The organism is Hartmannibacter diazotrophicus, from assembly GCF_900231165.1.
GTDB classification, from domain to species: domain Bacteria; phylum Pseudomonadota; class Alphaproteobacteria; order Rhizobiales; family Pleomorphomonadaceae; genus Hartmannibacter; species Hartmannibacter diazotrophicus.
In genome coordinates this window covers 4,831,590-4,856,766 of record NZ_LT960614.1, presented here as the reverse complement: position 1 = coordinate 4,856,766, position 25,177 = coordinate 4,831,590, and the positions used below count along the sequence as shown (strand labels likewise).

At 62.6% G+C, this 25,177-nt stretch carries 17 protein-coding genes; 12 read left to right on the top strand and 5 right to left on the bottom strand.

Going from position 1 to position 25,177, the window contains the following annotated elements; translation table 11 throughout:
• Positions 1-123 precede the first annotated feature (123 nt).
• Complete coding sequence (locus HDIA_RS22465) at positions 124-1,221, bottom strand: polysaccharide biosynthesis/export family protein (protein ID WP_245884035.1); 1,098 nt, start codon at positions 1,219-1,221, stop codon at positions 124-126.
• A gap of 676 nt (positions 1,222-1,897) precedes the next feature.
• On the opposite strand from HDIA_RS22465, the gene HDIA_RS22460 reads away from it, so the two are divergent.
• Complete coding sequence (locus tag HDIA_RS22460; protein WP_099559101.1) at positions 1,898-3,238, top strand: MFS transporter; 1,341 nt, start codon at positions 1,898-1,900, stop codon at positions 3,236-3,238.
• A 228-nt stretch (positions 3,239-3,466) separates the two neighbouring features.
• Here the strand turns inward: HDIA_RS22460 and HDIA_RS22455 are convergent, their stop codons facing one another.
• From HDIA_RS22455 to HDIA_RS22445, 3 genes are all read right to left on the bottom strand, one after another.
• The gene (locus HDIA_RS22455; protein ID WP_099558181.1) at positions 3,467-4,684 is read right to left on the bottom strand and encodes a glycosyltransferase; all 1,218 of its coding nucleotides are present in this window, start codon (positions 4,682-4,684) and stop codon (positions 3,467-3,469) included.
• A gap of 118 nt (positions 4,685-4,802) precedes the next feature.
• On the bottom strand, positions 4,803-5,942 hold the full coding sequence (locus HDIA_RS22450) for an acyltransferase family protein (protein ID WP_099558180.1): 1,140 nt from the start codon (positions 5,940-5,942) through the stop codon (positions 4,803-4,805).
• Between the two features lie 346 nt (positions 5,943-6,288).
• Positions 6,289-7,593 carry a polysaccharide biosynthesis/export family protein gene (locus HDIA_RS22445; RefSeq protein ID WP_157775785.1) on the bottom strand — a complete coding sequence of 435 codons (1,305 nt, stop codon included), beginning with the start codon at positions 7,591-7,593 and terminating at the stop codon, positions 6,289-6,291.
• Between the two features lie 1,110 nt (positions 7,594-8,703).
• On the opposite strand from HDIA_RS22445, the gene wzx reads away from it, so the two are divergent.
• The 11 genes from wzx to rfbA all read left to right on the top strand — a co-directional run bounded on the left by wzx (position 8,704) and on the right by rfbA (position 23,212).
• Entirely contained in the window at positions 8,704-10,152 is a 1,449-nt protein-coding gene (gene wzx / locus HDIA_RS22440; RefSeq protein ID WP_099558178.1) for an O-unit flippase-like protein, read from the top strand.
• Between the two features lie 158 nt (positions 10,153-10,310).
• Positions 10,311-11,078, top strand: a complete 768-nt coding sequence (locus HDIA_RS22435) for a metallophosphoesterase family protein (protein WP_157775784.1) — start codon at positions 10,311-10,313, stop codon at positions 11,076-11,078.
• A gap of 348 nt (positions 11,079-11,426) precedes the next feature.
• The gene (locus HDIA_RS22430) at positions 11,427-12,320 is read left to right on the top strand and encodes a glycosyltransferase family 2 protein (RefSeq protein ID WP_157775783.1); all 894 of its coding nucleotides are present in this window, start codon (positions 11,427-11,429) and stop codon (positions 12,318-12,320) included.
• A 91-nt stretch (positions 12,321-12,411) separates the two neighbouring features.
• A complete protein-coding gene (locus HDIA_RS22425) occupies positions 12,412-14,328 on the top strand; it encodes a glycoside hydrolase family 16 protein (protein ID WP_099558175.1) in 1,917 nt (638 codons plus the stop codon).
• The gene (locus HDIA_RS22420) at positions 14,325-16,511 is read left to right on the top strand and encodes an exopolysaccharide transport family protein (RefSeq protein ID WP_099558174.1); all 2,187 of its coding nucleotides are present in this window, start codon (positions 14,325-14,327) and stop codon (positions 16,509-16,511) included. The genes HDIA_RS22425 and HDIA_RS22420 overlap by 4 nt, the downstream gene beginning before the upstream one ends.
• A 322-nt stretch (positions 16,512-16,833) precedes the next feature.
• Entirely contained in the window at positions 16,834-17,829 is a 996-nt protein-coding gene (locus tag HDIA_RS22415) for a thioesterase domain-containing protein (protein WP_162292681.1), read from the top strand.
• Entirely contained in the window at positions 17,826-19,280 is a 1,455-nt protein-coding gene (locus HDIA_RS22410) for a class I adenylate-forming enzyme family protein (RefSeq protein WP_099558172.1), read from the top strand. Before HDIA_RS22415 ends, HDIA_RS22410 begins: the two co-directional genes overlap by 4 nt.
• A gap of 370 nt (positions 19,281-19,650) precedes the next feature.
• On the top strand, positions 19,651-20,214 hold the full coding sequence (rfbC, locus tag HDIA_RS22405; RefSeq protein WP_099558171.1) for a dTDP-4-dehydrorhamnose 3,5-epimerase: 564 nt from the start codon (positions 19,651-19,653) through the stop codon (positions 20,212-20,214).
• 42 nt (positions 20,215-20,256) lie between these two features.
• Positions 20,257-21,321 (top strand): dTDP-glucose 4,6-dehydratase, encoded by a 1,065-nt coding sequence (gene rfbB / locus HDIA_RS22400; RefSeq protein WP_099558170.1) that lies wholly within the window; start codon positions 20,257-20,259, stop codon positions 21,319-21,321.
• The gene (gene rfbD, locus HDIA_RS22395; protein ID WP_099558169.1) at positions 21,321-22,211 is read left to right on the top strand and encodes a dTDP-4-dehydrorhamnose reductase; all 891 of its coding nucleotides are present in this window, start codon (positions 21,321-21,323) and stop codon (positions 22,209-22,211) included. The genes rfbB and rfbD overlap by 1 nt, the downstream gene beginning before the upstream one ends.
• 137 nt (positions 22,212-22,348) lie before the next feature.
• On the top strand, positions 22,349-23,212 hold the full coding sequence (gene rfbA, locus HDIA_RS22390) for a glucose-1-phosphate thymidylyltransferase RfbA (protein ID WP_099558168.1): 864 nt from the start codon (positions 22,349-22,351) through the stop codon (positions 23,210-23,212).
• Between the two features lie 70 nt (positions 23,213-23,282).
• Here the strand turns inward: rfbA and HDIA_RS22385 are convergent, their stop codons facing one another.
• Complete coding sequence (locus tag HDIA_RS22385) at positions 23,283-25,013, bottom strand: hypothetical protein (protein ID WP_157775782.1); 1,731 nt, start codon at positions 25,011-25,013, stop codon at positions 23,283-23,285.
• Between the last annotated feature and the right edge of the window lie 164 nt (positions 25,014-25,177).

The window sequence follows — 25,177 nt, the reverse complement described above, 5'->3', positions numbered from 1 at the left end:
CGCGACAATAGCAAAAGACCCCGCCGGGCGGATGTGCCGGGCGGGGTCTTTTCGTTTCTGAGGTCGTCCGGGCTTTGCCGGGCCGGTGCCATCCCCCGCGTGCGGCGGGGGCGGCGAGGCCGGTCAGAAGCCGCGGATGGCGTTGCGGGCGTTGAGGACGTCGCTGGGAACGCCGCCGTTGGTCGTCGACACGTTGTTGATGATGTCGAGGAACTTCGTCAGCTCGTAGGTCTTGGCGTTCGAGATGTAGATGATGTCCCTGTCGCGCATCGCGAACTTGCTGATCGCGAAATAGGCCGACGGATCGCGCAGGTTCGCCCGGTAGATCACCGGGATGTCGCTGCCGGCGAACTTCGTCATGTCGACGCCCATGCGCTGCAGCTGGTCGCGGCTCTCCTCGCGGTAGACGAAGACCTGGGCCGGATCGGCCTGGGTATCGGAAAGGCCGCCCGCCTCGCCCAGCGCCTGGCCGAGCGTCAGGTTGGCGTCGTCGAAGTTGATCCGCCCCGTCGCCGACGCGGCGCCGAAGACCATGTAGGTGCGCCGCTCGCGGTTGACCGACAGGACGTCGTCGGGCGCGAGGTAAATGTTTTCCTTCGGCGTCTTGACGAGGGTATCGTAAAGCACCGTCGCCTCGCGGCCCCCGCGCAGGAGCGTGATGTAGGTCTCAAGGCTCGGGGTGGAGATGCCGCCGGCGTCCGCGATGGCGTCGAGCACGCGCTCGCCGTTCTGGGAAATCTCCACCTTCTTCGGGGCGTTGACGTCGCCGATCACCGAGACGAGGTTGGAGCGCGATTCCACCACGGTCACCACCACCTGCGGCTCGATGGCCCGGTTGGCGAGGCGCTCCTCGATCTGCCTGCGCACCACGTCGGCGGTCAGGCCCTCGACATGGACGTCGCCGGCATAGGGCACCGCGATGTTGCCCTTGCGGTCGACCTCCTGCTGCGGCAGCGTGACGTAGTTGCCCGGCCGGGCGCCGGCGTCGGCGGGAATGAACAGGCCGCCGGCCTGGGCCTCGAAGACCGAGAGCTGGAGGATGTCGCCGCGCCCGATCGTGATGTCGGGCGCCCCGCCGCGGCCGCCGCCGAAGCCCGCCTCGAAGGAGGCCGGCTCGTATCGTTCCAGATAGCTCATGATCGACTTGTCGAGGTCGACCAGCACGTAGTCGATGCCGACCTTCTGCGCGCCCTTGCCGATATGGGCCGTCGCCCCACTCACGATCGCCCCTTCGTTGGGACCCGAACGCGGCAGCGCCGCGCAACTCGTCAGGACCGTCATCACGGCCAGCGCAGATACGCGCGATAGAAGGGAAAAATTCAAAGCGACACCGTCATAAATCATGAAAGGAACGAGCGGGACTTTAGGCTGGGCGTATCCGACTTGCCACGCATTTGTACCGTTAATTCTTTCTTAACGGGCGCGTTGATCGGCGAATGTTGACTTATGGCAACAGGTGCATGCCGTGCCGGCTGCTTCCCTCGCCGTGCATCCCGAGATGTTCTTCTGAAAACAACTTATGAGTTGTTATTTATTAATTACACCTCTTGATTGAATGTGTGCCATATCACCTGGAGCGAACGGCGGTTTCGTCCGTCGATCCGCCAGAGCCGAGGGCCGGCTCCACCCGCGAAAGGCAACCAAGGCCGGCCGAACGGCGTTACGGAGAGAGCGGTGCGAGGAGGGTGGACGGAGAGGGCAAAAAGAGGCCCGATCACGATCTTTCAATCGATCAAAAAGGGGGGTGCACGAGCAGTCGCTTTCCGCGTTATGCTGTTCTCGTTGAAGGTGTCTTGCGCCGGGGTGAAAGGCCGCGAAAAGGCTGTGGCGGGAGGCGCCTTGAACGGGAGTAAACGCCAGGTTGTCCCGCCGCGGACCAGAACAGGAGCAGATGCGCATGACCAGCATCACCCATGGGCAAGCCATTCCTTCATCGACGCAGAGCGAGGTTGACGTCCGGGCGACCTTGCGGCGCGACCATGTCGATCCGGGACGCATCGCAATCGGCGTGATCATCGGGCGGACATCTGAGTTCTTCAACTTCTTCGTCTTCGCGATCGCCTCCGTGCTCGTCTTTCCGCCGCTGCTCTTTCCCGCGACCGATCCGCTGACGGGAACGCTCTATGCCTTCGCGATCCTTTCCCTTGCCTTCATCGCGCGGCCGATCGGCTCGGTCGTGTTCATGGCGGTCGACCGCAGACACGGGCGCGGCGCCAAGCTGACGATCGCCATGTTCCTGCTTGGCGGGTCGACCGCGGCCATGGCCTTCCTGCCGGGCTACGAGTCGGCCGGGGCCTTTGCGATCGTGCTGCTGTGCGTCCTGCGCTTCCTGCAAGGTTTCGCGCTCGGTGGCGCATGGGACGGGCTCGCCTCGCTGCTTGCTCTCAATGCGCCGCAAGACCGGCGCGGCTGGTACGCGATGATCCCGCAGCTCGGTGCGCCAATCGGCTTCATTCTGGCGGCGGCTCTGTTTTCCTATTTCTATTCCCGCCTCTCCATGGCCGATTTCCTCGACTGGGGCTGGCGTTATCCCTTCTTCGTCGCCTTCGCGATCAACGTCGTGGCGTTGTTTGCCCGTCTCAGGCTCGTCGTGACGGAGGAATTCGGATCGCTGCTGGAGCGTGACGAACTGAGGCCAGCCCGTGTCGGCGCCACGGTTCGCAACAATGGGCCGACGATCCTGCTGGGCGCTTTCGTGCCGCTGGCAAGCTACGCGCTGTTCCATGTCGTGACCGTGTTCCCCTTGAGCTGGATGCATCTTTTCGCTCACGGGGACATCGCCACCTTCCTCGATGTCCAGATGTTCGGCGCGCTGCTGGCGATGGCTGGCATTGTCGCGTCCGGTCTTATCGCTGACCGTATCGGCCGGCGCCGGCTTCTCGGCCTGACCGCGGTCGTGATCGGTCTCGGCAGCTTCTGTGCGCCCTTCCTCTTCGATCTCGGGATCATCGACGAGAATGTCATCGTGATCGCCGGCTTCCTGATGTTCGGCCTTTCCTTCGGGCAGGCGGCGGGCGCGCTGGCTTCCACCTTCGAGCGGGCCTACCGATACACCGGTTCGGCGCTGACGTCGGATCTTGCCTGGGTGGTCGGCGCCGGCTTCGCCCCGCTGGTGGCGCTCGGCCTTTGCGCGATGTTCGGGCTGGTGGCGGTCGGGGCCTATCTGCTCTCCGGCGCGCTCTGCACGCTGGCGGCGCTCTATTTCCACCAGAGCCGCCTCGATACGAAGGAAGTCTGATCGTTCAGCGAGAGACCGGGCAGACGGCCGGGCCCTCCATTGCCGGATCACACAGACACCACGACGAAATGGCCCGCTCCGGAGATGACCGGGGCGGGCCGTTTCGTTCGATCGAAGACAGCGAGGTCTAGAGCGGCGTGCCGATTTTCCAAATCAGCACGATCGCTCTCTCTCCTTGTTGCGCATCCAGTTCTCCGAAAACCGGAAACCACTTTTCGGCTGGATGCTCTAGCGCCGGCGTTCGGCCTTGGCCTCGTCATAGAGCCTCAGCGTCATGGCGCCGATCTCGGCCCAGGTCGAGAAGGCGCCTCTGCCGGTCGGTGCAAGGCGCTTGTCGGTCATCTCGACGAGAGCCTCGGCCAGAGCGTCGACATTGCCCGGGGGGAGCAGGGTTCCGGTCTCGCCCGGCGTGATATGCTCGCCGAAGACACCGAGACGGCTTGCGATCATCCACTTGCCGAGCGGCATCGTCAGGAAGAAGACGCCGCTGGCATCGATCTGGCGATAGGGGAAGAGAAAGCCGTCGGTCTCGTCGAAGAGGTCGGCCATCGCCTCGTCGCTCAGCCGCCCGATCCTGAGATCGATGATGTCGCCGAGGCCCTTGGCGGCGATCGCCTCCTCGATCGGACCAAGATCCATGTGCGCCGCGCCGGCGACGACGATCTTCGCCCGGCCGCGCAGTCTGTCGGCAACCTTGGCGACGGCCTCGACCAGCAGATCGACGCCCTTGTAGGGCTTCAGCTGGCCGAACAGCGTGAGGACAACGGGATCGGTGTCCTTGCGGACGCGGGGCGTTGCGACCTCGGCCTTCATGGCAAGCGGCCCATGCGGGATGATGGTGATCTTGCCGCCCGGCAGGCCGCGGTCGAGCAGGGCCTGTTTTGCCTGGGCCGTGTGCACGATCACCTTGTCGGCAAGGCGGATCGGCATGTCGAAGCCGAGATTCTGGAAGAGGGAAATCTTTTCGCCGTTGAAGGGGACCGTGTCGTGCACGGTCATGACGACGGGCCTTGAGCGCTTCAGGAGCCACATGGCGACGACGTCGAAGATCGGAATGACCGCCCACTGGAAATGCACGACGTCGGCATCGAGGCGCCGGGCCGTCGCCATCAGCCGGGCAAGGCCCGCGACATGGGACAGCGCCTTGGCGATCTTCTGCAGCTTGCCGGGCAGGCGTCCGGGCTGGTCGAACCTGCGATAGAACATCGGCGAGGCCGTGCCGGGCGGAAGTTCCTCGGCCTCGCCCTTGCGCAGCGGCCTGACGGCAAAGACGACCTTTGCGCCGTTGGCGAGCAGTCCCTCGGCAAGGCCGGCATCATAGGGGGCCGTGAAACGGGAGGGATCCGCCAGCAGGACGGTGGCCGGGGCGTCAACCCGGCGCGACGGTCCCGGCGCGTTGCCGGCCGGTGCCGTTGTCCTGTCTTCGTCGAGGAGCGTGTCAGCCATTCTGTTTTCCGTCGGTTTCCAGGGCACGCAATCCGATTGCCTTCGGCGCCGCCCCTCGTCTCCGCACGATCGGCGTCGGGGCCGGGAGGCGTTGTCCTCCCGGGACTCTCCGCCAGGATCAGGACGAGGCGAAGGCGGGCGCCGGCTCGTCCGCGGTCCGGCGCGAAAGGCGAGCCTTCCAGTAGCGGGCCACCGTCTTGTGATGGCGCTCGAAGCACCAGTAGCATCCCATCGCCACCAGATGGGCCGCCACCATGCCGATGATCGGCGTCAGCGAGGCATTGGCGGGATGGATGTTCTCGTAGACGATGATGAGCACGGTGTTGTGAATGAGATAGAGGCTGTAGCTGTAGGACGCGAAGCCCTGCGCCAGCTTCTCAAGCAGCCGGAATCGGACATCGAGCTGGTTGATCATGAAGAGCAGCCCGAAGAGTATCATCGCGGCGAAGATCGTCGTCTGGACCTCGTAGCCGACGAAGCCGTTCTGGGCGACGCGCCCCATGAAGCCGATGAGGCCAAAGCCGGTGATCGCAGCGGCGACCATGGCGATGCGCTGGCGCGACATCGTGAACTGCCTGATGAAGACGTAGCCGAAGAGCGCGCCGACACACCAGATGAGCGTCAGGGAATCGCCGCCGCCGGCAAAGGAATTCCAGATCACGACCGGCAGGGCGACGACGAAGAGCACGGGCAGCAGCAGACCGCGCATGCGGTAGCCGTTGACGAAGCAGAACATGAAGATGCCGAAGACGACATAGATCCAGTATTCGATCGGAATCGTCCAGAAGGGCTCGGCCGTCTCGTAGGAGCGGACGTGGAACTGGAACGTGTGCAGCAGACGGCTGGTGATCTGGAACAGCGGATAGTCATTGAGCAGGAAGAGGTTGGCGATGAACGCGACCGGTCCCTTGCTGATGCCCGGCTGCGACCAGTTGCCCGAGACCAGGAACGGCACCACCAGCGCGACGATGACAAGGACCGGAACGAAGGCCGTGAAGATGCGGCTGGTCCGGTCGATCAGGAAGGATTCAAGCTGGGGGCCCGGAGCGCCGAAACGGCGCCAGGCCGAGTTCATGATCAGGAAGCCGGAAATGAGAAAGAAGAAGGTCACGCCGATGGTCCCGAAAGGCAGGATCGGCTCGCCCCAGAAAATGCGGCTTGTGTGCTCGACGAGAACGAGATTGGCGGCAATACCGCGAATGAGATCGAGATAAGCCTCGCTCAGGGGCCGGAACGCCGGTATCGTTTTCGAAGTCATCAAATATCATCCAATAAAGCGGTTCATCAAAATCGCCGGCGCGCCGCATGTCCAAACGAATGCCGCAGTGCGCGCCGGAACGCTGTTCCTCTCTCGCGGATGACCGGAATGCCGTCTTGAGCCCGGAGAGGCAGGAAGCGGACGATGCTTCGTCCGCCGCAGTATTGATCCCGGGTCAAGGATATGAAGTCCTCTCTCAAAGAGACAGACCGTTTTTTAAAATTCGCTGATAAAAGTAAATAACGCCAAATGGCGCGCTCCGGACCGCCGCCAATGGGGCGCGGCGCCCGTCAGGTCAGGCCCATTCGGCGGGCCTGACTCGGGTCGTGACGCCAGCGCGTCGATGTCAGGGCTTGGCGACCGCCGACGGCAATTCCAGGCCGGCCTTGTCGAGATCGTTCAGGCCAAGGTCGACCGAAATGACGTCGCCGGGCATGACCTCGGTGTCCTCATCGCCGTCGACTTCGGTCGACTTGCCGTCGACACGGCGCGTGATGGTGATCTTCGGCTTCTGGGTCCGGCCGGCGGCCATGTCCGAGCGCAGGGCGTCGACGTAGGTCATCTGCGAAATGACCGACTCCAGCTTGGCGCGCGTCTGGGCGAGGTTGACCTTCTCGATCTGGAGTTCCTTCATCAGGTCGATGCGGCGCTGTTCGTCGAGCTTTTCGCGCGAGCGGTCGAGTTGGACCTGCTCCAGTTCGAGCTGGGCCACCTGGGCACTCGTCTGCAGATCCCGGGTCGAGGACAAGAGCACGGACCGCTGGGCGTCATTCACCCGGGTGATCGGAATCAGGCCCTTGTCGAAGAGGTCCTTGACGCGCTTGAGTTCGTCCACGTCCTCCTTCATGCCCTGACGGTCGGTATCCTGCTGCCGCTCGAGGAGGTCCATGCGGCGTCCGGCCTTCTGGATCGACAGTTCGAGCGCGGCCTTTTCCTTCTTCAGATCGCTGTCCAGCGCCGTCATCTGGCTCTGCTCGAGATGGCTCAACTGGCCGGCAAGGGAATTCGGCGGGAGTTGGGCCTTCTTCTGCCCGGGAACGTCGAAACTGCTCTTGTCGTCGAGCTGGGCCTGGATGCGGGCGATCTTCAGGACGCTGGCGTCCACCTGAGCCGAGAAGCTGTCGAATTCGCCCTTCATCTGGGCGAGCAGCATGTAGGGGTTGTCGACCCGCACCCGCTTCATCTGGTAGTCGCCGGCGCTGGTCACCGCCTGCCGGACCGTCATGCCCGGCCGGAAAGTCTGGGGGCCGGGCGTGTTGACGTCGCCACTGATGAAGAAGGGCCGATACTCGGCAACGTCCAACAGGAGCTGGTCGGGATTGAACACGATCCAGTTGTCGGAGCCGTCGGCCTTCGGCATCGGAATGGACTTGCTGTTAAGCTTCGCGGCGGCCTTGGTCCTGAGTTCCGACAGGCTGAGGTCGCGCGCCTCGATGTTGCCGATCACCGGCATCACGACCGTGCCGTCGAGGTCGACGACGGAGCGCCGCGACAGCTCGGGATAACCGACGATGCCGAATTCGATCGTGTCGCCGGTCTGCAGCTTGTATTCGCCGGCCATGGCCCCGGCGTTGGAGCCGATCAGCGACATCACCGCCACTGCGGTGGAAACGATGGTCCTGGAAATCTTCGAGGATCGTGGCAAAGGCATAAAAAACTCCAAGTTCATTCCATGCAGTCCCGTGCGGGATGCCATCCCGGCATGATCCGGCTGGCCGACTGGGTGCATTGCATGGCTATGGTGTCGTGCAAGCCGAAAACTCGCCGGGCGTTGCTGATGACTTCGAAATCGATCTTGCGAACATCAGGACTCGGAATGCCCGAGACGAACAGTCCGTCTCCAACTGCAGACACAATTTGCTTCTGACGTAGCGCTTAACTCAAACATCTTCAAAAAATCAAGAAAGCAGCGTCCGGAACGTGTAACCATTTCTCGCAGCCGCTTCTGCGGGACTGGCGATCACGTCGCCGGGTTTCGCGCGTCTTTCGCAGCGTTGCTATCAAAGCAGCCCGCGAAACCTAAACATAGTATCCGACAGGTAATGACCGAGCGTCAAGACCGCGCATGGAGCCGGATATTGCCGGAATTGCCCCGTTTTGGCCTTCAGGTCGCCGGCGGACCGGCCAGATGCGCGGATCGCCGCCCGGGTTAACTAAAAAACAAGTCTTGGCGGCAGACGTGGCGATTGAGGATCGACCTTGCGGGCCGATTGGGCGAGAAAGAGGGGCGGAGTTGAGCCGCGTTCCAGGATGGAGCGTGGTCGACAGGGCGGTCGCCATCTTGCCGCTACGTGGCAAGGAGCTGATCGTTTCGTGACGTTGACGCTCGCCATTACTTCGTGCATAGGATGAAGTGGGAGCTGGAAGGACTATGTGCTTCGTTTGATTTCGAAGACTCGTCTTGGAAAAAGCTGGCTGTGATCTGCGGTTCCGATGGCATTTTTTCGGAGATAACGGATCGCCGGGCCTCAATAATAATTTGTGACTTCTCTTGGCCGATGCTTCGGCCCGATTGATGAAATCTGACGGCAACCGAAAATGCTGTCGGCGTATTCGGAATTGGATTGACGGAATTTCCGATTTGGGCGTGCACCGATTTTCCTGGTCTTGCGGGCTGTGGCTATCGAAGCGAGGCACTTGTCGTGGCTCGGGTTGCCGGCAGCTGTCCATGCCATTTCGGCCGATATTGGTTCTGAAAAATTTAGGCCTGGCCCATCGATAGGCCGGATTTTTCTTTTGTAGTTTGCGGAGAGTTTCCTGCATGACCAAGCATGTCGCCGTTGAATTGCTTCCGCTCGAAGTCTTTCGGCGCTCGCGTCGCCGCGGCGGCCATGACCTGATCTTCGGCATTGCGTCGCAGATCCTGCAGATGGGCTCGGGGCTGATCATCCTGCCCATCGTCATCGCAACCCTCGCTCCGCATGAGGTCGGCTTCTGGTACGTCTTCATGACGATCCAGTCGATGGTCTACCTCCTCGACTTCGGATTCGTTCCGACCATCAGCCGCAACTTCAACTATATCTTCGCGGGCGCCGACGTCATTCATTCCGACCGGCTGCCGACCCAGACCAAGCAGGGGCTCGTCAACCTGTCCCTGCTTCAGGGCCTGCTGACGTCGTCGCGCAACGTCTACCGGCTGATGGCGCTGGCCGTGGGGCTCGGCCTCGGCACAATCGGCTCGCTCTACATCAACAAGCTCGTGCAGGACTCGCCGCCGATCGCCAATATCTGGCTCGATTGGGGGTTCTTCGGCGCCGCACTCGTTTTCCACACCTATTATCAGTGGCAGATTTCGGTCCTGACCGGCGCCGACAGGATCCGCGAAACCTACGAGGTCGCCATCGTCAGCCGCGGCTTCCAGGTGGTCGTTTCCATCATCGGCCTTGCCATCGTGCCGAGCGTCACCACGCTCGTGGTCGCCTACGTGCTGTCGGCGCTCGTGATGCGCCTGCACCTCTATTTCTGCATGCGGGATATCCTGCGCCGGGTCAAAACCGTGCCGCACCTCAATTTCGCCGCGCAGCTCGACCTCTTCATGACGTTGTGGACCAACACCTGGCGCCAGGGCGTGGTGCTGATGTCCTTCTTCCTCATCGGCCGGTTCAACGTGCTGGTGATCGCGGCCTATCTCGGCGTTGTGGCCAGCGGCCAGTTCTCGATCGCGGCCCAGGCGCTGCTCGCCATCACCGGCGTTGCCCATGTGCTGGCGAACAATGCCTATCCGAAGATCGTCAACGCCAAGGTTCACGCCGACTTCCAGCGGGTCAAGAAGCTGCTGTCCGCAGGGGCGGTGTTCATGTGGACCGCCTATATCTGCGGTGCGATCTGCCTGATCGCGCTCGGTCCGTTCCTGATCTCGCTGCTCAAGGACAGCACCGCCCTGCCAACGACCCAGGTGCTGCTGCTGATGGCCTTCGCCGGCTTCGTGGAATCCAACCTGCAGCTCTTCTGTCACGTCATCACCGCCGACAACAAGGTGCCCTTCCTGTGGGCCTACATCATCTCGGGCACCCTGATCACCGCGGGCAACATCCTGGCCGGCCAGTTCGGAATGCCGCTGGAGGCCTTCGTGCTGATCCAGATCTGCGTCCAGCTCTGCTACAATGCCTGGCGGTGGCCGCTGATGGCGCTTCATGATAGCCACTTGCGGCTGCATGAGATCCCCCGCCTGTCAGTCAGGGGCTTGCGTTCTCTTTTGTCTTCGTCATGACTTTGCCTATCTCTGTGTTAGGGATTATGACGCAGTCATGAGATCAACCGTGTTCGGACATCTGGGTGGGCCGATTCTTGCTTGTGCCGCGTGGTGCGCCCCAAGAAAGAACGACCGGGGTTCCCCGCCGAATGGTTGCCGCGAAAGAGCTGAACCCCATGGGCCGGAAGTTGTTCGACTTCAGTAATCTGTTGCCGCGCTCCAACGACGCGGCTGTGCGACATTACCAGCTCACGGATTTTCGAGGCACCGTCTATGCGGTGGGGGATATCCATGGATGCCTCGGCGAACTGAAGGCGCTGGAGGAAATCATCGCCGCCGATGCGGCGGCCAGCGTCGGTCCGGTGATCGTCGTCTATCTCGGCGACTATGTGGATCGCGGTCCCGACAGTGCCGGGGTCATCGAGTATCTGCTCTCGCCGCCGCGCGAGGGGCTCAGCCGCTTCTTCCTGCAGGGCAATCATGAAGTCATGATGCTCAACTATCTGTCGGACCCCGCGTCCGGGCAGGGGTGGCTCAATTCCGGCGGCGCCGACACGCTCCTTTCCTACGATATCGACCTTGAGGAACTGGAGGCGTCGAACCGACCGCAGCGCATCCTGAACAAGATGGTCCCCGAGTCGCACCGGCAGTTCATCTCTGCCGGAGCGCTGACCCTGCAGGTCAACCGCTGCTTCTTCGTTCATGCCGGGCTGAGGCCGGGTGTGCCGCTTGCCGAGCAGGAGGAAGCGGACATGCTGTGGATGCGCCCGCCGGATGTGGACGAACTGACGGATCGCTCGCATGTTGTCATCCACGGCCACACGATTGTTCCCGAACCGGTGCTGATCGGCAACCGGATCGCGATCGATACCGGTGCCTACAAGACGGGCCGGTTGACCGCGCTGAAGCTCAGCCTGAAGGAAGTGCGGTTCCTGTCAACCTGAGGCCGTCTCGGACGACGCGGGGGACTGGAGCCGGCGACGCCCGAGTTCTGCGCGTTTCCAGATTATCCGGCGGCGGGCCCGCGGTTGGCGTTCGCCCGCATGCCGGGCTTGTCCGCAGGCGCGGCCGTCGCTTGTTCTTAACAATAATTAGCAATATTGGGGAGCGAGCGCAGATCGGTGCTATGATCAGGTTCGTCCGTGATAGATAAGTCGCCGTGACGATTTTCAGCGTTCGCGCGACCGGTCGCGCGAGATTTGAACCATCAACCTTTTCCAGGCTGTCCAGGATCATCGACTGTCAATACCGATCGATCGAGCGGCCGCCGGCCACCGCCCGTGGAGCAGACATTGATTTCGCTGATTGTCCCGACCCGAAACCGCGCCTATACGCTGCGCAAGGTCCTGCCGAGCTATTTCGAGCAGGACGGCCTCGATGAAATCATCCTGGTGATCGATGGCGGCACCGACGAGACGGAAGCCGTCTTCGCCGACATCGGCGCCCGGTATCCGGACGTGCGCCGGCGCGTGGTCCGGCATCCGGATCGCAGGGGCGCATCGGCCTGCCGCAACATCGGCGTGGTCGAGGCCACCAACGACTACGTGCTCTTCTGCGATGACGACGAATACCTGGAGCCGGGCTACGCCAGGACCTGCTACGATCTTCTGATCAGCCAGAAGGCAGGCGCCGTTTCCGGCCGCCGCGTCTACATGCAGGATGGCGAAACGCCCGAGGGCGCCCTGGAGCGGTTCGGCAACGGGTGGAACACCCGGCCTCCCTTTTCGCCGGTCCTGTGCGAAATTCGCAATACGGCCCGGTTCGAGGGCGAGCTGTCGCTGCCCTTCACCAACGCGATCATCCTGACGCAGCGCAGCCTGGTGATGTCCTTCGGCTTCGACACGCATTATGCGCGCGGCAACGGCTACCGCGAGGAATCCGACTACCAGATGAATCTCTACGTGAACGGCTATCCGATCCTGATGTCGAACAACGTCCACAGCATCCACCTGCCGATCAGCGAGGTGCGCAGCGGCGGGCAGCGGGTGAAGAAATTCGAGCGCGTCTACTGGATGATCTATTACAACAATTATTTCTTCGACAAATATTATGACCGGTACTGCTCCAGAATGAAGCTCAAGACGCCGAAGCTGGCCGCGAAGGTGATCTTCGGGCTCTTCGCTGTTTACCGGGAATTCTTCATGCCCTATGTCAAGAAGACGCGGGCGCGTTTCGCCGGGGCATAATTCAACAGGTTTTGATTTGCGTTGCCGGCAGGTCTCTCGCGACTTTTGCTCCGGTATTGTTTCGGGCGCCATGGGCACAACAAGGGACATCATGAAGATTCAGCGGCGTCAGCTTCTTGTCGGTTCGGCTGGTTCGTTTCTCCTGCCTCTCTCCAGCGTTGCGAGGTCTCTCGCTTCCGAGGCACCTCTGATCTTCGACTTTTCCTCGGAACTGCCGGAAGGGACGTCGTTCCGGCGGGCAGGCCCGGCAGCCCTCTGGCAGGGAGAGAGCTATGCCCTCGTCGAGGCCGATGTGCCGCGTTTCGAGGCAGCAGGACCGGACAAGGCGCCCGCCCTGCTTCTGGAGGGAGATCTCCAGCCGCTGATCCGAAATGTCGATCGGCTTGCCGGCGGCCAGTATGTCGACAGGGCTCCGATGGAGGGCGAGAAGTCCTTCGCCGTGACGAGCGACGGAACCGCCGGTTCCTACATTTCCGTCGACATGCCCGAAGAGGACATGATGCTGACCGCGTCGGTCTTCGTCGTGTCGCAGAAGGAACGGCCGTGGGCGATCAGCCTGCGGTCTCCCGAGTCCAAGCAGTCGGGGCGCGGCGAAGTCACGGCCGGTCCGCAATGGCGCCGTGTTTCGGCTAGCTGGCCGTCCTACGTCACCGAGAAACAGCCGCTCACCTTCTACCTTGCCCGGCCCTATGCGCTTGAAAACAGGCCCGGGCCGGAAACCGGTCTCGTCTGGGCGCCGCAGGTCGAGGCGGGCTGGCGGCCATCGTCGCCGGTGCCTTCCTCGCAGATGACGCGCGCGGCCGACGAGGCCTATCTGGGCGGCCATCATTTCCGCCTGCCCGAGGCCACGGTCACCATGCGGCTGCCGGCCGGCGGCACACAAGGCGGCGTTCTGCTGGACGGCGAGAACGGCAATTTCCGCTTCGGCATCAACAACAGCGGCCGCCTCTATGCGCGGATCGGCGAGCTTTCGGTGGAGGGGTTCGACGAGGTGGGCGATGCGCCGGACGTTCTCGTCCACTGGTCGGCGAACGGCATCGGTGTCGCCTCCGTGCGCGGCGGGCGGGTCGTCAATCGCGCGTTCACCGCCGGCAACCCGGGAACGCCGGACAGCGGCGCCACGGTGCGACTGCTTGCGGCCCACGACGGCACGAAGCCGTCGAACACCCATATTGCGCGGATCGAGATCGCCCGGACGGCGCGTTTCGACAGCCCCGTTGCAGCGCCGGTGCTGGCACCGCCACGCTACAAGATGGTCTTCGCGGACGAATTCGACGATCCGGATGTCAGCCGGATCAACGAAGAGGGAACGGGCCCCGGGAAGGGGCCCTACTGGTGCAGCAAATACCGCTGGCCGCGTCTCGAAATCATCAACGAGGAGAAGCAGGTCTACATGGACCGCACCTTCGCGGGGACCGGAGACAAGCCGCTCGGTATCGAGCCCTTTTCGATCGCCGACAGCATCCTGACGATCACGGCGGACCGGGCCGATCCCAACACGGTGCGGCCCTTCATCAACGATGCGGCCTATACCTCCGGCGCGATCACGTCGGTGGCCTCGCATTCGCAGACCTACGGCTATTTCGAGATCAACTGCCGCGTCCCGGCCGGTCGGGGCTTCTGGCCGGCCTTCTGGCTGCTGCCGGTGGAGTTCACCTGGCCGCCGGAGATCGACGTCCTCGAAGGGTCGGGCGCGCGCCGGTTCAGCTTCTCGACCGGTGCCATCGGCGAAGGATCGCCGTTCCAGCAGGTGTGGCACGCCGGCCATGGCGACACGACGGAATCCTTCCACGTCTACGCGCTGGAATGGACGCAGTCGGAGATCATCCTCTTCGTCGACGGCAAGGAACTCAGGCGCGGCAAGAATTTTGTCGACCAACCGATGTATGTGCTTGCCAATCTGGCCGTGGGCTCCCACGATGAAGCGTGGATTCCTGACCCGGATGAAACGACACCTTTCCCGGGTCGGTTCGAAATTGACTACATTCGTTGTTGGGCGCGAGCATGAACGTTCCGCTGACGGCCGAAGAAATTGGGTGGAAGAGCGAGGGCGGCAACGAGCCCCGCAAGACTTCCGTCGACGCTCTGGTCAGCCTCAGTGATTTCTTCGACAGCCTGCTGAAATCGTGGTGGATCGTCCTCGCCGTCCTGGTGATCGGCGTCGGGTCGACATTCGCCTACGTCAAGAGCGTCGAGCCGCGCTTTTCGCCGACCTCGCGCATCGTCGTCGACATGCGGCAGATGCTTGCGCTCGCGACCCGGCTCGATCCGTCCATCGGCATTCCCAAGGATTCGCTTCTGTGGACGCAGGTCGTGCTGATGCGGTCGGAGGGCAACCTGCTGGCCGTGGTCGACAAGCTGGACCTCGTCAACGACCCGGCGTTCGCGGATGTGGTCGGCAAGGCGGACGGCAAGGGCAGCCTGCTCAATCGCCTGAGTTTCGGCCTTCTCGGCCGATCGGGATCGCAGGCCACCAGCAAGCCTGACGACGAGCGGCTGGCGGTCGTCAGGGAGCTCCAGCGCTATCTCGATATCCGCCCGATCACGGGCACCTATGTGGTCAATATCGAATATCTCGCGGACGATCCCGTCCTCGGCGCCGAAATCAGCAACGCGGTGGCCGAGCAATATCTCAAGGACCAGATCTTCGCCCGCTACGACGCGACGCTCAGGGCGGAGGGCTGGATCGAACGGCGCCTGGAGAGCCTCAAGGATGCGTCCAGCGAAGCCGCGCTCGCCGTCGAGGACTACCGCCAGCAGCATTCGCTTCTGGAGGCAGGGGGCCGACCGCTGGTCGAGGACGACCTCAAGGGCATGACGCTGCGGGTCGTCAAGGCCGGAAGCGACCTTGCCATGGCGGAAGCGACCCGCGACGAGGCGGCCGACCTCCTGAAGACCGGCACGCTCAATTCCAGCACGATCAATTCGATCAACGATCCCAACATCGTGCGACTGCGCCGGCAGTATTTCGACCTGCAGGCCCGCATTTTCGAGCTTGAGCAGAAGGCGGGCGAGGGAACCGATTCCGCGCTTGCCGACCTGCGGAACCAGGCGTCGACTATCGAGGGCCAGCTTCGCTCCAGCCTTGTGCGCATCGCGGCCAAGGCCGACTCGGATGCCAAGGTGGCCAAGACCCAGCTTCAGAACCTGCAGGTGCTGGAGGAGCAGACGCGGCGCGACTTCATCATCCAGCAGGAGCGGTCCGTGCGACTGAGGGAACTGGAGCGGACCGCGCGGGTGATGCACGAGGCCTATGCCAACTTTTTTGCCGGGTATGTGCAGCTGACCCAACGGCACGCCTATCCTACGTCGGAGGCCCGGGTCCTTGCGCTTGCGAGCCCGCCGCGCCGGCCGAGCTATCCCGGAAAATCCCTGATCCTGATGAATGCGTTCGCCGCCAGCCTCGTCGTCGGTTCGGCGATTGCCGTCGCGCGGCAGCGATCGGTCTCCCGTCTGAAGGCCGGCGACGACGTCCAGGTGCAGGTCGGTTGCCAATGCCTTGCCGTCCTGCCGAGATTGCCGCGGCGCGGTGCGGCGGCCCGCAAGGCTCTGCCGACCGATGAACCGGATTTCATCGAGCTCACCAAGGATATCGGCGCGCTGGTCACCAGCCGCATGTCCGGACGCGGACGAGGCGTCGTGATTGCCGTCACGGAAGGCATGCCGCTTGGCGGCGGCCCGGCGTTGGCGGAGGCCCTTGCCCATTCGCTGACCCGGCGCAGCGAGAAGGTCGCTCTGATCCGCGCCTTCGTCATGCCGCAGTCGGTCAAGAAGGAGCAGTGGATCGGTCCGGAGGATGCCGCCGGAGACGCGGTGAAGGAATTCACGCTCCCGATGCAGATGGATCAGGAAACGACCCGGCAGGAGTATCTCGAACGCCTGATCAAGTCGGCGCTTGAGGACTACGAGATCATCGTGATCGATGCGCCGCCGCTGACGCACGGTGCGGACGCCGGGTTCGTGTCGCAGCTTGCCGACTTCACGCTTCTGGCCGTGCGCTGGGGCGCCCCGTACGGACCGATGCTGCGGGACGAACTGGAGTATCAGGACGGCATTTCATCCAAGCTGGTCGGGGCCGTCCTCTATCATGCGCCGCGCGTTCCCTTCGCGGCCGGCCGGCGCCGCATCCGGGAGTGGTTGTTCCCGCGCTATGGCGCCAGATCCCGGGGCTGGTCGTTCTCCCTGCGCTGACGGGTAAGGCGGCGGCGCACCGGATGCACGGGTGGTGTGAGGCAAGTGCGATACGTTCGATTTAAGGCATTGGTATTGAAGTTCTATTTGTCTTGTCGAATGTCGGGCGATTGGTCTGGAGGATGACGATATATCGTGCCGGGCGAGCGGCCGGGCGTTTATCATGACATCAAAATCCGGTTGCAAAATAGGCTTGCGGATTTGATACTCGGGCCAATCGATAAAACCATTTTGTTCAGATTTTTATTCCGGAGGCTACATGTTGGCAAATTCTTATGATGAGGCCGGGGAAGCTTTTTCCTATTCCAGCGTAGAAGAGTCGATGCAGGTCGAGATGTTGGCAAAGATTTTTGCCGAACTTTTCGAGCTCGATTCTGTCAGCCCGGATGACGATTATTTCGAACTTGGCGGCGACTCCATCATCGCGGAGACGCTGATGCTCGAAATCGAGGAGAAGTTCGGGGTCACGCTGTCGATGTCCGTGCTCGTCGAGGCCTCGACGCCGCGGACGCTCATCCCGGTGATCGACCAGGCCGCGGCCAAGCGGACGACGCCGCTGATGAATACCGCCCGGGCCAAGGGGCAGGGCACGCCGCTGTTCTGCATCCACGGCATGCTCGGTCACTCGATCTTCCCGCGTCAGCTCGCGCCGATCCTGAAGGCCGACAGCCCGATCTACGGCATTCGCGCCCGCGGTGTCGAAGTCGGCGAAATTCCGCTGACCTCCGTCGAGGAAATGGCCGCGACCTATGTCGGCCTGATCAAGGAAAAGCTCGGGCCGAACGATCCCTGCTTCCTGCTCGGCCATTGCGGCGGCTCGTCCATCGCCTATGAAATGGCGCACCAGCTGAAGGCCGAAGGGCGGCCGGTCGCGGGCGTCATCATGATCGATCCGGAATTCGACTACCGGGCGCATCTGCTCACGGACTCCTCGATCGTCTCGTCGCTGAAGCGCATCAAGTCCTCGGTGAACGCTGCAAAGCTCAACCAGGAAATGGAGAAGATGGGCGAACTCGGCGGCAAGGAAGACCGGCACGAGATCGTCAACCGCGCGATGAGTCTCGCGATTTCCCGCTACAAGCCCAAGACGCTCGATTGTCCGACGCTCTTCCTCTACTGTCCGGAGCGCAAGGAGGTGCTGCTCAATCCCAAGCGCGGCTACCAGACCCTGCTGCCGAAGGGCACGTTCATCGAGGTCGGCTGTCCGCACGAGCAGCTGTTCACCGAAAAGGTCGACGATCTGGCCCAGTCGATCGGCGATTTCATGACCGGTCTGGAGAGCGGCGAAGGAACCGAGAGAAAGTCGCGAAGCGCATGAACCTCTATGCTCGACTGGAAATTCTGGCCCATTGTCAGCCAGACAAGCTTGCCATCGAAACGGCCGACCGGAAACTGACCTATGCGGAACTGGACGAGGTCATTCGCCGGATTGCCGGCCGGCTTCGGGCCGAGGGGGTTGGACGCGGCGACGTCGTCGGCCTGCGTCTGCGCGACACGCCTGAGCATCTGGCCGCGCTCTTTGCCTGCCTGAAGCTCGGCGCGGTCGGTCTTGCGATCGACTGGCGCACGGCCAAGGCGGAATTCCTGCGCATTCTCGACCAGTTCAAGCCGAAGGTCTGCTTCATCGACGGCAACGTGCGGCCGGAGTTCGACACCGTCTATCTGAAGACGGAGGAAGCCGAGCAATCCGAGCCGGACACGACGCCCTATGTGGACGTCACCGACGAGCCGATGATGTACAACCTGACATCGGGCACGACCGGGCTGCCGAAGGCGATGGTCGTCACGCACGAGAACATCTACGCGCGCTCGATGAGCCGCTCGATGGCCGGGGTGGTGCTGCCGGAGGACCGGTATCTTGCCGCCCTGCCGTTCGCCTATTCGGCCGGCCGTGACCATGCCTGCAACGCGCTGCTCGTCGGCGCGACGCTCGTGCTGTTCCGTGCGCTCTACGAGCCGATGGAGCTGGTCGAATTCGTCAACGACAACAACGTGACGGCGATGGCGCTGTCGCCGAACGTCACCCGGTCGCTGACGGCGCTGGAGACGAAGGGCGGCCCCCTGATGCCGAAGCTTCGTGCGTTCACGTCGACGACAGGCAAGCTGCAGCCGGAAGACCGCGCCGCCATCCGCGAACGGGTCGCGCCGCATCTGATCGACTATTACGGCAGCACCGGCACCGGCATCATGGCCTATATCAACACGGCCGAGGACGGCGCGACGAATACGGCAGCGGGCCGGCCTGCGCTCGGCATCGAGGTGCAGATCGTCGATGACGATGGCAATGTCCTGTCCGGCGAGACGGTCGGCAACATCCGGGTGCGCGGTCCCGGCATCGCCCTCAAGGCTGTCGGCAGCGTGATGTCGCCGACGGAAGGCTTCCGCGACGGCTGGTATTATCCGGGCGACCTCGGCCACTTCGGCACCGACGGGTTGCTGCATCTTGACGGACGCATCGCCGATCTGATCAAGCGCGGCGGGCTCATGGTCTACGCCCAGGAGGTGGAGCAGGCGCTGCGCCGCCATCCGGCCGTCGCCGACGCCGCGGTTGTCGGCGTGCCGTCGGAAAAGCTCGGCCAGGAGGTCGCCGCCTTCGTCGTGCGCAAGGGCGATGTGGACGCCAAGGAACTCGTTCGTCACTGCCGCGGCGAAATCGCGCCGTTCAAGGTGCCGACGATTTTCGAGTTCCCCGACGATCTGCCGCGCAACACCAACGGCAAGGTGGTCAAGGCCAAGCTGCTCGAACAGTTCGAAAAAGAGCCGAGCTGAGTTTTGGTCGGCCGGGACGGTGAAAATAGCCGCCCGGCCGCCCTGTCATCTGCCCCGGACCGGCTTTCGTTTCGCTCGCCCCTTGCTGGGCGATTTTCCGTTGCCGAAAGCCATGCAAATATTGCAATCCGACACGCGTCGGCGATGCGTTCGCGGTTGTGCGGCGCTCTTCCTTTCTTCCCTGGTTGTGCCCTCGATCATTTTCTGTGGTGGCCGTGCTGCCGCGGTCGTTTGATCTTGGTTAACGACTTGTCTTGAATCATTCCTGCTGGCTAGAATCATCATGCTACTGCCATGATTTTTCCCGACAGTTCGTGTCGGCCGCCTCCCATTATTCTGTTCACGCCGGACAGCAGGAACATCAGCCCATATGCAGTTTGAACCAACTTCGATTCCGTCCGTCGTCCTGATCACCCCCAAGAGGCATGGCGACGCCCGGGGCTATTTCATGGAATCCTTCCGCGCCGACATGTTCGAGGCGGAAGTCGGGCCGATCACCTTCGTTCAGGACAACCAGTCTCTTTCAGCCGAGGTCGGCACCGTGCGCGGGCTGCATTTCCAGCTCAATCCGCGGGCCCAGGGCAAGCTGGTGCGCTGTATTGCCGGCGCCATCCTCGATATCGCCGTCGACATCCGCCAGGGCTCGCCGACCTTCGGCCAGCATGTGACGGCGGAACTTTCCGCCGACAACGGCTGCCAGCTCTGGGTGCCGGTCGGCTTTGCGCATGGCTTCTGCACACTGGAGCCGGACAGCATCATCAGTTACAAGGTGACCGACTACTACAGCCCGGAGCATGATCGCGGCCTGCTCTGGAACGATCCGGATCTCGGCATCGACTGGCCCGTCGATCCGCAGAAGGCGATTCTTTCGGCCAAGGATCAGGTGCAGCCTCGCCTTGCCGACGTCGTGTCCAATTTCGCCTACGCCGCGTGAGGGCGTTTCGCTCCGGCGGATTTTATTTTCAGGATGACCATCATGCGCGTTCTTGTCACCGGCGGGGCCGGATTCATCGGTTCAGCCGTCGTTCGTCATCTCGTGCTCGTCAAGGGCTATGAGGTCCTGACCGTCGACAAGCTGACCTACGCCGGCACGCTGACCTCGCTGAAGACGCTCGACAACAATCCGTCGCACCGCTTCCTCAAGGCCGACATCTGCGATCGCGCCGCGATCGCGCAGGCCTTCGAGAGCTTCCGGCCGGACCGGGTGATGCATCTGGCCGCTGAAAGCCATGTCGACCGCTCGATTACGGGGGCGAAGGAGTTCATCGAGACCAATGTGATCGGCACCTTCACGATGCTGGAGTGCGCGCGCCAGTACTGGCAGTCGCTGGAAAAAGACGAAAAGGACCGCTTCCGCTTCCTGCATGTCTCCACGGACGAGGTCTACGGCTCGCTCGGTGACGACGGGCTCTTCCGCGAGGACACGCCCTACGATCCCTCATCGCCCTATTCGGCGTCCAAGGCGTCGTCCGACCATCTGGCGATGGCGTGGTGCCGCACCTACGGCCTGCCGGTGGTGGTTTCCAACTGTTCCAACAACTACGGGCCTTATCACTTCCCCGAAAAGCTGATCCCGCTGATGATCCTCAATGCCCTCGAGGGCAAGCCGCTTCCGATCTACGGCAGCGGCGCCAACATCCGCGACTGGCTCTATGTGGAGGATCATGCCCGCGCGCTCGACATCATCGCGGAGCGTGGCCGCATCGAGCAGACCTACAATGTCGGCGGGCGCAACGAGCGGCGGAATCTCGACGTCGTCCAGCGCATCTGCGAACTGATGGACAAGTATCATCCGGCGGGCGCGCCGCATGAAAAGCTGATCTCCTATGTCGCCGACCGGCCCGGCCACGACGCGCGCTATGCCATCGACGCCACGAAGCTGGAGACCGAACTCGGCTGGAAGGCGGAAGAAAATTTCGACAGCGGCATCGAGAAGACGGTGAAATGGTATCTCGATAACGAATGGTGGTGGGCGCCGCTCAAGGAAGGCTATGACCGCAACAGCCGGTTGGGGCTCCTGGAACAGGCGGCGAGCAAGTGATGGCCCGGCGGCGCTATGTGGTGACCGGTCGCGAGGGACAGGTGGTGCAGTCCCTCGTCGAGCGAGGCGGCGAACGCGCCGATATCGAAATCGTGCCGCTCGGGCGGCCGGACCTCGACCTTGCCGACCGGGACGGGATCGCGTCGGCTCTGGAGGCGGCAAAGCCCGACCTGATCGTCTCGGCTGCAGCCTATACGGCCGTCGACCGGGCCGAGGAGGACGAGGCGGCAGCCGTCGCGGTCAATGCGGTGGCACCCGGCGCGATCGGCAGGGTTGCCGAGCGTCTCGGGATCCCCGTCATTCATCTTTCCACCGATTACGTTTTCGATGGCAGCAAGACGGGCCCCTATTCGGAAGACGATGCGGTCTCGCCGCTTGGCGTTTACGGGCGTTCCAAGCTCGAAGGCGAGCGCGCGCTTGCGCAAGCAACCGGCAATCACGCGATCCTCCGCACGGCCTGGGTCTACAGCCCCTTCGGCAACAATTTCGTCAAGACCATGCTGCGGCTCGCCGGAACGCGCGACACCCTCGGCGTCGTCGACGACCAGAGGGGCAATCCGACATCGGCGCTCGATATCGCCGACGGCATTCTCAAGGTCGCGGACAATCTCCTGGCGCGGAGCGATCCTGCACTGCGCGGGGTCTTCAACATGTCGGGGCAGGGCCGCGCGAGCTGGGCGGATTTCGCCATCAGGATTTTCGACCTGTCGAAGACTGTTGGCGGTCCGAGCGCGAGCGTCAACCGGATCGGCACGAGCGATTATCCGACGCCGGCAAAGCGTCCGGCGAATTCCGAGCTCGATTGCGGCAAGATCGGCCGAGAGCATGGTGTTGTCATGCCCGACTGGCAGGTTTCCGCCGAGACGGTGGTGCGCCGGCTGCTTGCCTGATCGACAGCGGGGACGGCGCGAGGGTAGGGCCACGCGGCGTTGCTGGACAGCTTCGGGCTCCGCGCCAAGGCTTCCCGACCAGGACGGAGAGACGGGCGGATGCGGGGCTTCAACTTGAATTCACGAGGGAAGTGTTGATGAAGGGGATCATTCTCGCCGGCGGCAGCGGTACGCGGCTGCACCCGATGACGCTGGTGACGTCCAAGCAATTGATGCCGGTCTACGACAAGCCGATGATCTATTATCCGCTGTCGACCCTGATGCTGGCCGGCATTCGCGACATTCTCATCATCTCCACGCCGCATGACCTGCCGAATTTCCAGCGGTTGCTCGGAGACGGCCAGTCCTGGGGGATTTCGATCTCCTATGCCGAGCAGCCTTCGCCCGATGGTCTGGCGCAGGCCTATATCATCGGCGCGGATTTCGTCGGCGGGGAACCGTCCTGCCTGATCCTCGGCGACAATATCTTCTACGGCCACGGCATGACCGATCTGTTCAAGAGCGCCATTGTGCGGAACGACGGGGCGACGGTGTTCGCCTATCATGTCACCGATCCGGAGCGCTACGGCGTGGTGGAATTCGACGAGACGATGAAGGCGCTCTCGATCGAGGAGAAGCCGGCCAAGCCGAAGTCGCCGTGGGCGGTGACCGGCCTCTATTTCTACGACAAGGACGTCGTCGACATCGCCGCCAACCTCAAGCCATCTCCACGCGGCGAACTGGAGATCACCGACGTCAACAAGGTCTATCTGGAGCGGGGCAAGCTGCGCGTGGAACAGATGGGGCGCGGCTATGCCTGGCTCGATACCGGCACGCCCGACAGCCTGCTCGAGGCGGCCGAGTTCGTCGCGACGCTGGAGCGGCGGCAGGGCTTCAAGATCAGTTGCCCGGAGGAAGTCGCCTTCCGTCAGCGTTTCATCGACAGCGCCCAGCTTGAGAAGCTGGGAGAGAAATACGGCAAGAGCAACTACGGCAAGTATCTGCGGCAGATCGTTTCGTGACCGGATCGCCGCGGGCGTTTGCGGCGGGGTGATCCATCGCCGCCGTCGACCGCAGCGTTCCAGATCGCTGTCAGCCGGCCGGGGCCATGCAGCCCGGCTCGCTCGGGTCGAGCACGATGACAACGCCTGACTCGGCCCGGTAGACTTTTGAGCGGGCGCAGGTTCCGTTGACGCCGACGGAGGGAAGGATTTTCTCTCGCAAATCCTCGTCCGTCCGATCCTCCAGATCGAAATAGTGCTCTGCCCAGACGATGGGCGGGCATTGGGCGGCGGGCGAGGCCGTGATCGGCGTGTCCAGATCGTCGATCGGAAATCCGGCATGCCGTGCGGTGTAGTGGTAGGCGAGTTCCTTGACGTTCGCATAGTTGGCGTCGCCGAAAATCTCGCCCCGCTCGGGATGAACGCGGGAGGCGGGGCAAAGGGCCAGCTGATGCTTGATGATCTCGGCCGAGCTGTACCACTGCTTCTCGGAGCCGACCTCATGGCCCTGATAAAGAATCGACACGGCGGAGTTCAGAAAGACGAGACCGAGCAACAGCCTGCTTTGCAGGATGAGGCTGCTGGACAACGTTGCAACGAGCGCCAGCTGCAGCAGGCCGAGCGAAAGCATGTAGCGCGCCTGCACGATGGGCCGTTCCACGTTGACGACGAGAACGGCGGCAATGGCGATCACCATGGCCACGATCAGCATGAGCGCGAACCTGACCTCGGGATCGTCCGCGATCGATTGCCTGACGCCGGTCATGAAGATTGACGGAAGGCGCACGAGGGCCACCAGGGTGGCGATGGCGCTTCCAGAGGCGATGACCAGAAAGAACTTGCTCAGGAGAACAAGCGCTTCGAGCGTCCCGACATTCAGCCAGAATGTCTCGGCCATATGCTCGAGAAACTGCCTCTGGGCGATGAAGAAGGCGAGCAGGGGGGCAACGGACAACGTGCCCAGGACAGCCAGCGTCCAGAACAGTTTCCAATGGCGCCGCAGCGCGAAACCGATGCCGAATACGGCAACCGTCACCACCGTGATGAAGGCGACGATGTAGTGGAGGTTGATGCAGAAGGCGAGCGAAGCGGCAAAGCCGGCCCACACGAGGGTGCCATTGATGCCGGAGAGCGGCTCTTCGGTGGCGTCAATCCGCTTGAGGCATGCGATCAGAATGGCAAAGCTGCACAACGCGGAGAAATATGACCGGAACTCAGGAAAATAACGAATGAATGCCCAGCAGGACAGAACGAGAATTGAATAGACGAGCAGGAACTTGCGCTGCGACTTGTCCACCAGCGCCAGAGTGAGGAAGAAGAGGGCCGTCAGCGCCGCCGGAGTCGTATTCAGCATCCGTCCCGTGACGATCGAAAGATCAAGGGCACTCTGGGAGAGATGCAGAAGCATCGAGAACAGAGGCGGATGAACGTCCAGTGCCCAGCGCGTCCAGAAGGCGTCGGACGTCGACAGTTCCGGGCTCGACAGGTAAAGGCTCCAGAATTCGTCCATCCATGGGCCGCGCGAATACACGGCGAGATAGACAAGCGCCCCGAAAAGTGCTGCCGTCAAGGCAGCAAGCAGGAGGCCAAGCTTGAACTGCGGGCGACTGTCAGCAATGGACTTGATGCCAACGAGAGTTTTGAATTCGCGCAAGTCGGGAGCAAAGCCCGGAATCCGAAGAGAGTTTCTCAAGGCAATTTCTCTGCAAACAGATTTGAAAATAACGATAGTATATGATCCCTGATCATAACGGTGCCAGATGATCTGTCCAGATGGGATCGGTCCAACCTGAGCTATCTCGTTAATGTGGCAAGGTGGCATTTTTATATCGATCGCGCCGAAAAGCCCAGTCGGAGGGCTGTTGGTGTGCCTTCGCGACCCGAAGAGCCGTGGCGAACGGAGACGGACGATGCGTTCGTCGGCAAAGTACCGCTGGCTGGTGCCTCAGGGCGGCATCTCTGAGTAGCCGAATGTCGCGCGATGCG